Consider the following 8,391-nt stretch of genomic DNA (forward strand, 5'->3'; position numbering starts at 1 on the left):
ACCTCGGGCCGCTCCCCGAATGGGACCTCGCCGACCTCTATTCCGGCCTGGACGCCCCGGACTTCCGCCGCGACCTCGCGAAAGCGGAGGCGGATTGCCGTTCCTTCTCCGAGACCTACGCCGGGAAGATCGCGCAGCTCGCGAGCGGCCCCGACGCCTCCGCCAGTCTCGCCGCCGCGGTCGCCGCCTACGAGGGCATCGAGGAGCTGCTCGGCCGGCTGATGTCCTATGCCGGGCTGGTCTATTCCGGCGACACCACCGACGAGGCGCGGGCGAAGTTCTACGGCGACACCCGCGAGCGCCTGACGAACGCCTCCGGCGACCTGCTGTTCTTCGCCCTCGAGCTCAACCGCATCGAGGACGCCGTGCTGGACGCGGCGATGGCCGGGGGGCCGCTCGCGCATTACGCCCCGTGGATCGAGGACCTGCGCCGCGAGAAGCCGTTCCAGCTCGAGGACCGGATCGAAAAACTGTTCCTGGAGAAGTCCGTCACCGCGAACGCGGCCTGGGACCGGCTGTTCAACGAGACCATCGCGGCGCTGCGCTTCCCGATCCAGGGCGAGCGGCTGCCGCTGGAGCCGACGCTGAACAAGCTTCAGGACCCGGACGGCGCGGTGCGCCGGGAGGCGGCCGGCGCGCTCAGCGAGGTGTTCCGCGAGAACCTGCGGGTGTTCACGCTGATCACCAACACGCTGGCCAAGGACAAGGAGATCTCGGACCGCTGGCGCGGCTTCAAGGACGTGGCGGATGCCCGCCACCTCTCGAACCGGGTCGAGCCGGAGGTGGTCGCCGCGCTCGTGGACGCCGTGCGCGAAGCCTATCCGCGGCTGTCGCACCGCTACTATCGCCTGAAGGCGAAGTGGTTCGGCGTCGAGGCGCTGCCCTACTGGGACCGCAACGCCCCGCTGCCGAAGGTCGAGCAGCGCACCATCCCCTGGACCGAGGCGCGCGACACGGTGCTCGACGCCTACAATGCGTTCTCACCGAAGATGGCCGGCATCGCGCGGGACTTCTTCGACCGGCGCTGGATCGACGCGCCGACGCGGCCCGGCAAGGCGCCCGGCGCCTTCGCGCACCCGACGGTGCCCTCGGTCCACCCCTACGTGCTCGTCAACTACCAGGGCAAGCCGCGGGACGTGATGACGCTGGCGCACGAACTCGGCCACGGCGTCCACCAAGTGCTGGCCGGCCACAACGGCGCGCTGATGGCGCCGACGCCGCTGACGCTGGCCGAGACCGCCAGCGTGTTCGGCGAGATGCTGACCTTCCGGCGCCTGCTGGCCGCGACCACGAACACGACCCAGCGCCGGGCGATGCTGGCCGCCAAGGTCGAGGACATGATCAACACGGTGGTGCGCCAGATCGCGTTCTACTCGTTCGAGCGCAAGGTCCACCTCGCCCGCGCCGAGGGCGAGCTGACGGCCGAGCAGATCAACGGCCTGTGGATGTCGGTGCAGGCCGAATCGCTCGGCCCGGCGATCACGCTCGATGCCGGATACGAGCCGTTCTGGGCCTACATCCCGCACTTCATCCACTCGCCGTTCTACGTCTACGCCTACGCCTTCGGCGATTGCCTGGTGAACTCGCTTTACGGGGTCTACGCCAAGGCCGAGGACGGCTTCGTCGAGCGCTACTTCGCCCTGCTCTCGGCCGGCGGCTCGAAGCCCTACGGCGAGCTCCTCGCCCCGTTCGGCCTCGACGCACGCGATCCCGGCTTCTGGCAGATCGGGCTCGGCATGATCGAGGGGATGATCGCGGAGCTCGAGGGGATGGAAGCCGAGGCCTGACCACCCGCGACCACGCCCATGAAAAGACCCGCGACGGGGCTGCCGTCGCGGGTCTTTTCATTTCAGGCTCGCAGTCTCAGGTTCGGCCGCGATCAGACGGCGGCGACGGCGACCTGGATGTTGCCGCGGGTGGCGTGCGAGTACGGGCAGACGACGTCGGCGCGCTTCACGAGGTCGGCGGCCGTCGCGGGGTCGATGCCCGGCAGGCTGGCCTTGAGGCTGACGGTGAGACCGAAGCCGGTGCCGTCCTCGCGCTTGCCGATGCCGACCTCGGCGTCGACGCGGGCGTCCTCGGGCACCTTCACCTTGTCCTGGGCGGCGACGAACTTGATCGCGCCGAGGAAGCAGGCGGCGTAGCCGGCGGCGAAGAGCTGCTCGGGGTTGCTGCCGGGGCCGCCGTTGCCGCCGAGCTCCTTCGGGGTCGAGAGGCCGACGCCGAGGCGGCTGTCGTCGGTCGCCGCGGAACCCTCGCGGCCGCCGGTGGCGTGGGCGTGGGCGGTGTACAGAGCCTGCATCGTCGTCTCCTGATCGGATGGCGTTCGCACGGGCGTCGTGCGGAGCCGATGCCCTCTCCTTGCACGAATATCGATTGCGCACAATCTACATTTTGGGGCCAACGCCGTCGCAATGCCGTGCCGTCGGCCGGCCTGGCATGCCCCGCGAGGCCCTTGCCGCCCCATCGGGGTCGCGGGAAGAACGCTCCCGCTCGGGAGCTTCGCGCGATTCGCTCAATCGCGCGCAGGGAGGTGGAAGATCGCGCGCGCCTCGTCCGGGGTCGCCGGCGCGCAATCGAGGAGCGACAGCAGCGTCACCGCCTTCTCGACCAGGGCGGCGTTGCTCGGCGCGAGCTTGCCACGGGCGAGGTAGAGGTTGTCCTCCAGGCCGACGCGGACGTTGCCGCCCATGCTCGCGGCCAGCGCCACCATCGGGAATTCGGCCCGGCCGATGCCGAAGGCCGACCAGACCGCGTCGGCCGGCAGGCGCGCCCGCATCTGCACCAGGGTCTCGGGGTCGGCCGGGGCGCCCCACGGGATGCCGAGGCAGATCTGGAACAGCGGGGGCGCGGCGAGATGCCCCTCGGCGACGAGGTGGCGGGCGAGCGCGATGTGGCCGAGGTCGAACACCTCGATCTCCGGACGGACGCCCGCAGTTCGGATCGCCTCGGCCATGGCGCGCAGGTGCGCCGGGGTGTTGAGGAACAGGTGCTCGCCGAAGTTCATCGTCGCCACGTCGAGGGTGCAGAGCTCGGGCTTCAGCGCGCTGACGTGGCGGGTCCGCACCTCCGGGCTGACGAAGGTGGTGCCGGGCCCCGCCGCCGCCGGGTCGGCCATGCCCGGCACGAAGCGCCCGCCGGGCCCCGTCGTCAGGTTGAGGATCACGTCGGCGTTCCGCTCGCGGATGCGCTCGACGACCTCGCGGTAATGGTCGAACTCCATGCTCGGCGCCGCGGTATCGGGGTGGCGGACATGGATGTGCACCACCGCGGCGCCGGCCTCGGCCGCCTCGAGCGCCGAGCGGGCGATGGCCTCCGGGCTGACCGGCACCGCCGGGTTCTTCGCGGTCGTGTCGAACGAGCCGGTCAGGGCGCAGGTGATCACGGTCTTCTGCGACATCGCCGTCTCCTCAGATCATCCCGCCGTCGACCACCAGCGTCTCGCCGGTGATGTAGGCGCCGCCGGCGGCGAGGAAGAGCATCGCCTCGGCGATGTCCTCGGGCTCGGCCAGGCGCGCCATCAGGGTGTTGGCGACGGTCGCCGCCTTGCGCTCCTCCGGCCAGTTCGCGGTCCAGGGCGTGGCCACAAGGCCCGGCGCGACGGCGTTGACCCGGATCTCGGGGGCGAGCGCCCGGGCGAGCGAGCGCGTCAGGTTCACGAGCCCGGCCTTGCTCGCCGAATAGGCGATGCTGGAGCCGCGCCGCCCGAGGCCGGCCACCGAGGCGGTGTTGACGATGGCGCCGCGGCGCGCCTTCAGGGCGGGGGCGGCCGCCCGCGCGCAGCGATAGGGGCCGACGAGGTTCGTCGAGAGGATCGCGTTCCAGAAGTCCTCGGTCATCGCGTCGAGGTCCTCGAAGGCGATCGGCGCCTGCGTGCCCGAGGTGCCGGCGTTGTTGATCAGCACATCGAGGCCGCCGAGCGTCGCGATCGCCGCGGCGACCATCGCCTCCGCCTCGCCCGCGCGGGACACGTCGCCGGCGACCGCCGTGACGGAGAGACCTTCGGCGCTCAGCCGCCCGGCGGCTTCCGGGCCGCGTGGGTCGTCTGCGAGGTGGTTCAGGGCGACCGTGGCCCCGTTACGCGCAAACAGCGTGGCCGCGGCCAGGCCGATGCCGGAGGAGGCCCCGGTGACGAGGACGGCTTTGCCGCGAAGGTCGGCGCTGATCATGGTGTGCTCCCGTCTGCGATCGGAATTCGGCGGCCGGGGGCGTTCACGTCCCCTCCATCCGGCCGATGGTGCGCAGGGCCGCCTTCAGGGCGAGCAGCTTGCGGTCGCGCTCGCGAAACAGCTCCGCCGGGTCGCGACCGCCCCAATCGAAGTAGCCGCGCCCGGCCATCACCCCGGTCCGCCCCTCGGCGCAGAGGGCGTCGAGGCTGTCGGACCGGGTGCGCGGCGGGGGCGGGCTGTAGCTCGCGTTGGCGAGCGCCCTTCGCTGTAGGTCGAGCCCGGTGAAGTCCGCCTTGGCGAGGTGGCCGAGGATCGGGATGCGTAAGGCGAGCCCATGCACGATGGCGTCGTCGATCTCGCGCGGGGTGGCGTAGCCCGCGTCGAGGAGGTGGTGCACCTCCGCCGTGATCGCCGACTGGATGCGGTTGGCGACGTAGCCCGGCACGAAGCGCTTCAGCACGATCGGCACCTGGCCGAGGCCGACGACGAGGTCGCGGATGCCCGCCACCACCTCCGGCAGCGTCTCGGGGCCGGGCACCACGTCGACGAGGTCGACGATGTAGGGGGGCGTGTACCAATGCGCGACGACGGCGCGCGGCTGGCGCATCGCCGGGATCAGCGGGAAGACGTCGAGGTAGCTGGTGTTGCTGGCGATCACCGCGTCGTCGGCGCAGAGCCGGTCGAGCTCGGAGAACAGCCCGCGCTTCGCCTCCGGGTCCTCGGTGATCGCCTCGATGACGAGGCTCGCCCCGTCGACGGCGCTTGCGAGGTCCTGCGAGAGGCGAACGGCGGCGGCGAGGCGGTCGGCGCTCCACCCGTCCGGCGCGGCTCCGGCCCCCTGCAGGGTCGCGAGCGCGGAGGCCATCAGGCCGGGCACGGCGTCGAGGGTCTCAAGGCGGCTGTCGACGAGGCGGACGGCATGGCCGCCGAGCGCGAGGACCAGGGCGATGCCGTGGCCCATCAGCCCGGCTCCGACGACGGCGATCTCGGCCATGATGTCCTCCTCCGGTCAAACGGTGGCGATCGGCGTCGCCGGCGAACCGACGGCGCCGGGAAGTCGCAGGGGCGGCGCGGTGAGCAGGAAGCGATGGCGTCCGTTCGTGCGCAGCCAGTCCGCCAGCGGCGTCAGGTGCCAGAGCTCGCCCAGCGGCAGACCGAGCTTGAACAGGCAGTGCTCGTGCAGCGGCAGGATCGCGCAGCAGGCCCCGCCTGGACGCGCGGGATAGGCCTCGACCGCGTAGTTGTCGGCGATCAGCGCGGACAGGCCGCTGTCGGTGATCCAGTCGAGCAGCCGCCGATCGCGCCCGTCGAGGACGGCGCAGATGCGGTGGACCGCATCCCGGTCCGGCTCGCCGGCCCAGGCAAGGAGCCGGTCGGCGAAGCCGGTATGCAGGCAGACCATGTCGCCGGGCTCGACCGCGACCGCGTCGGCTTCCAGGATGTGCATCAGGCCGTCGTAGCCGACGAGCGCGCGGTCGTCGCCGCAATGCGCCCGCAGGTCGATCATTACGCCGCGACCCAGCATGCCGTGCTCGGCCAGGCGCTCGATGCCGAGGCGGTACGCCCGCGACGGAGCCTCGACCTCGGCGGCCTCATTCGGACCCGTCACGTCGAGACCGCCGAAGAAGCCGTTGTAGTAGAAGGGTTTTGGCGTTCCGTCCCCGTCGGCGTCGAACAGGCCGCCGACATGGGCGAGGCTGTCCTACTGCGTCGAGTATTGCAGGTAGAGCATCACCCGGTCGTCGCAGATCACGTCGGTGGCGCCGTCGACCTCCTCGCAGACCCGGAAGTTCGTCACCGGCCGGCCGTTGGTCCGCACCGTCGGGCTGAGGCGCGGTGGGTGACGGCGCTGGTTCAGGACGTTTCCGCCGGGCAGGTCGAGGGGCAGGCTGAGGCAGAAGGTACGCCCCTCGCGGACCTCGGCGACGCCCTGGAGCACCTTGGCCGCATCGAGCCCGTTGACGCGGCCGAGCTGGTCGTCGGGGCCGTAATCGCCCCAGGTCGAGCCCTCGGGCCGGCGGCGCCAGCGCGGCGCGGTCATCGGCGCGTCCTGCCGGAATCGGTCCTGCCCGCGCAGATCCGTGGCGCGGCGGGTGCCGGAGCCGGGCGCATGCGTCCATCCCTGAAGCCGGATCCTTGACGGATCCCGTTGCCGGCATCGTCCGTCCGGCCATACCGGTCTGTCAACGACCCGGTCGCGGTCGGAGCGACGAAGCCGGGCGGAATTGTCAGGGCGCGCGGGCGCCCGCATACCCGGCCTTCGAAACGGGCGAGGGTCGGAGCAGCCGATGCGCGAGCAGGATACGATCTTCGGGGCCGACATCCCCTTCGCGCGGCTCTGCGGCGTCGAGGCCCTCGGCTATGCCGACGGGCGAACCCGGCTGCGGCTGCGCCTGCGCGACGACCACGGCAACAACCTCGGCATCGCCCATGGCGGCGTGATCTGCACGCTCCTCGACATCGCCATGGGCACCGCGGCGCGGCTCTCGGCGGGGCGTCCGGTGCTCACCCTCGACATGCAGACCCGCTTCCTCGCCCCCGGTCGCGGCGTGCTGCTGGCCGAAGGCTTCGTGGTGCGCGGTGGGCGCTCGGTGCTGTTTTGCGAGGCGCAGATCCGCGGAGAGGACGGCGGCTTGATCGCAACGGCGAGCGGCCTGTTCAAGCCCGCCGGCCGGGACGAGCAAGCCCCCGGAAGCCGGGTGAACGCCTGAGGTGACGACACCGAACCAACCTGGTTTCCCGGAATGGGGCGACCCGGGTAACGAAAAAGGGCGGACACCGCTGCCGGTGCCCGCCCATGAACCGTCGCTGAAGGTGCAGCCCCGAGGGACTGCGGTCGATTTCAGAGACCGCTGAACTTGTAGTTGAAGCCAGCGCGAACGACGTTGCCCTCGGTGGTGAAGCGCGAGACGTACGCACCGGTACCGACGCCGGGGACCGCGCTGACGACGACGTTGCGGCTGCCCAGGTCGTAGTGGAGGTACTCGACCTTCACGGTGACCGCCTCGTACTTCAGGCCGAGGTACTTGCCGAAGGCGAAGGTGTTGAGAAAGCTGTCGGTGGGCACTGCGAATTCGATGCCGCCGCCGTAGGCATAGCCGGTCTCGAAGTCGTCGTAGCGGCCGGCGAACTGCAGGGCGTTGCCGGGCGTGAAGAAGCGGGCGTCGTAGAACACGTTGCCGTAGGCGAGACCGCCCATGCCGTACACCAGCACCCGATCGAAGCCGTAGCCGACGCGGCCGGTGAGGGTACCGAGCCAATCGAGGCTCTGACGGTAGGCGGCCGGGTTGCCCACGACGCCGCCGGCGAGCGGAGCGCCGATCACGAAGCGGTTCTTGGTGAGGTCGGTCCAGTCGATGCTGTTGGCGACGCCGATGACGAAGCCCGAGCCCGGCGTGAACTGGTAGTTGTATCCGAAGGTGCCGCCGAGCTTGCCCACCGCATCCTGCTCGGTGGTGACGGTCGAGAGGCGGCGGCCGGCCGCGACGTTGCCGACGGTGACCGGAGTGGTGCCGTTGGTGATGATCCGCTGGCGGTCGGTGAAGGCGTAGGACGACTCGAGGCCGGCGTAGAAGCCGGTCCAGGTGAAGACCGGGATCGGAGTGAAGACCGGCGGGGGGGCGCGGCGGGGCAGGTCGGCGGCGGAGGCGACGGCGGTCATGCCGGCCAGCACGGTGGATGCGAGGAGAAGCTTCTTCGTCATGATGAGGGTTACCTGAAGACTGTCCCGAATGGCTCTGGCGCCAATTAAGCGGAAGCATGCCCCAGGCACTATGCCCGCCGTGCCACAGTGCAGCCCAAATGCAGCGCCGCCGCCGCACGCGGCCTCGGACAGGCGAATCAGGCAACGGGGCCCGCAGCCGAAGTCCCGGGCGAGACCCGGCCCTTGATCAAAGGACGGCGAGCCTCTAATCGGACCGCGCCTTTCGCCGGGCCTCCCAGCGAGCCGGGCGATAGAGAGATCGGGTGCGCCCGTGCGCGGGCCCTGCCGCAGGAACGGGAACCATGGCCAAAGAGAAGTTTGCCCGCACGAAGCCGCACTGCAACATCGGCACGATCGGTCACGTCGACCACGGCAAGACGTCGCTGACGGCGGCGATCACGAAGGTCCTGGCGGAGTCCGGCGGGGCGACGTTCACGGCCTACGACCAGATCGACAAGGCACCCGAGGAGAAGGCGCGCGGGATCACGATCTCGACGGCGCACGTCGAGTACGAGACGG

Annotated in this window: 8 protein-coding genes and 1 pseudogene; 3 read left to right on the top strand and 6 right to left on the bottom strand. The window is 70.9% G+C overall.

The window, feature by feature from the left end; translation table 11 throughout:
• Positions 1-1,787, top strand: a 1,787-nt coding sequence (locus FV222_RS11565; protein WP_147814335.1) for a M3 family oligoendopeptidase, incomplete at its 5' end; no start/stop codon positions are given.
• A 92-nt stretch (positions 1,788-1,879) separates the two neighbouring features.
• On the opposite strand, the gene FV222_RS11570 is transcribed toward FV222_RS11565, so the two are convergent.
• From FV222_RS11570 to FV222_RS11590, 5 genes and pseudogenes are all read right to left on the bottom strand, one after another.
• Positions 1,880-2,302 (bottom strand): organic hydroperoxide resistance protein, encoded by a 423-nt coding sequence (locus FV222_RS11570; protein ID WP_147764244.1) that lies wholly within the window; start codon positions 2,300-2,302, stop codon positions 1,880-1,882.
• Positions 2,303-2,515: 213 nt separating this feature from the next.
• The gene (locus tag FV222_RS11575) at positions 2,516-3,400 is read right to left on the bottom strand and encodes a 3-keto-5-aminohexanoate cleavage protein (protein ID WP_147764245.1); all 885 of its coding nucleotides are present in this window, start codon (positions 3,398-3,400) and stop codon (positions 2,516-2,518) included.
• A 10-nt stretch (positions 3,401-3,410) separates the two neighbouring features.
• Complete coding sequence (locus FV222_RS11580) at positions 3,411-4,169, bottom strand: SDR family oxidoreductase (protein ID WP_147764246.1); 759 nt, start codon at positions 4,167-4,169, stop codon at positions 3,411-3,413.
• A gap of 43 nt (positions 4,170-4,212) precedes the next feature.
• Complete coding sequence (locus tag FV222_RS11585; protein ID WP_147764247.1) at positions 4,213-5,163, bottom strand: 3-hydroxyacyl-CoA dehydrogenase family protein; 951 nt, start codon at positions 5,161-5,163, stop codon at positions 4,213-4,215.
• Positions 5,164-5,178: 15 nt separating this feature from the next.
• Positions 5,179-6,210, bottom strand: a pseudogene (locus FV222_RS11590) (cyclase family protein).
• Positions 6,211-6,457: 247 nt separating this feature from the next.
• Between FV222_RS11590 and FV222_RS11595 the strand changes: the two are divergent.
• Positions 6,458-6,880, top strand: coding sequence for a PaaI family thioesterase (locus FV222_RS11595; protein WP_147764249.1), 423 nt, complete (start codon positions 6,458-6,460; stop codon positions 6,878-6,880).
• Positions 6,881-7,011: 131 nt separating this feature from the next.
• On the opposite strand, the gene FV222_RS11600 is transcribed toward FV222_RS11595, so the two are convergent.
• Positions 7,012-7,872, bottom strand: coding sequence for a porin family protein (locus FV222_RS11600; RefSeq protein ID WP_147753642.1), 861 nt, complete (start codon positions 7,870-7,872; stop codon positions 7,012-7,014).
• Positions 7,873-8,174: 302 nt separating this feature from the next.
• On the opposite strand from FV222_RS11600, the gene FV222_RS11605 reads away from it, so the two are divergent.
• The coding region (locus tag FV222_RS11605; protein ID WP_246685427.1) for a GTP-binding protein at positions 8,175-8,391 on the top strand (217 nt) is incomplete at its 3' end.

It is taken from the genome of Methylobacterium sp. WL103 (assembly GCF_008039885.1).
Lineage (GTDB): Bacteria > Pseudomonadota > Alphaproteobacteria > Rhizobiales > Beijerinckiaceae > Methylobacterium > Methylobacterium cerastii.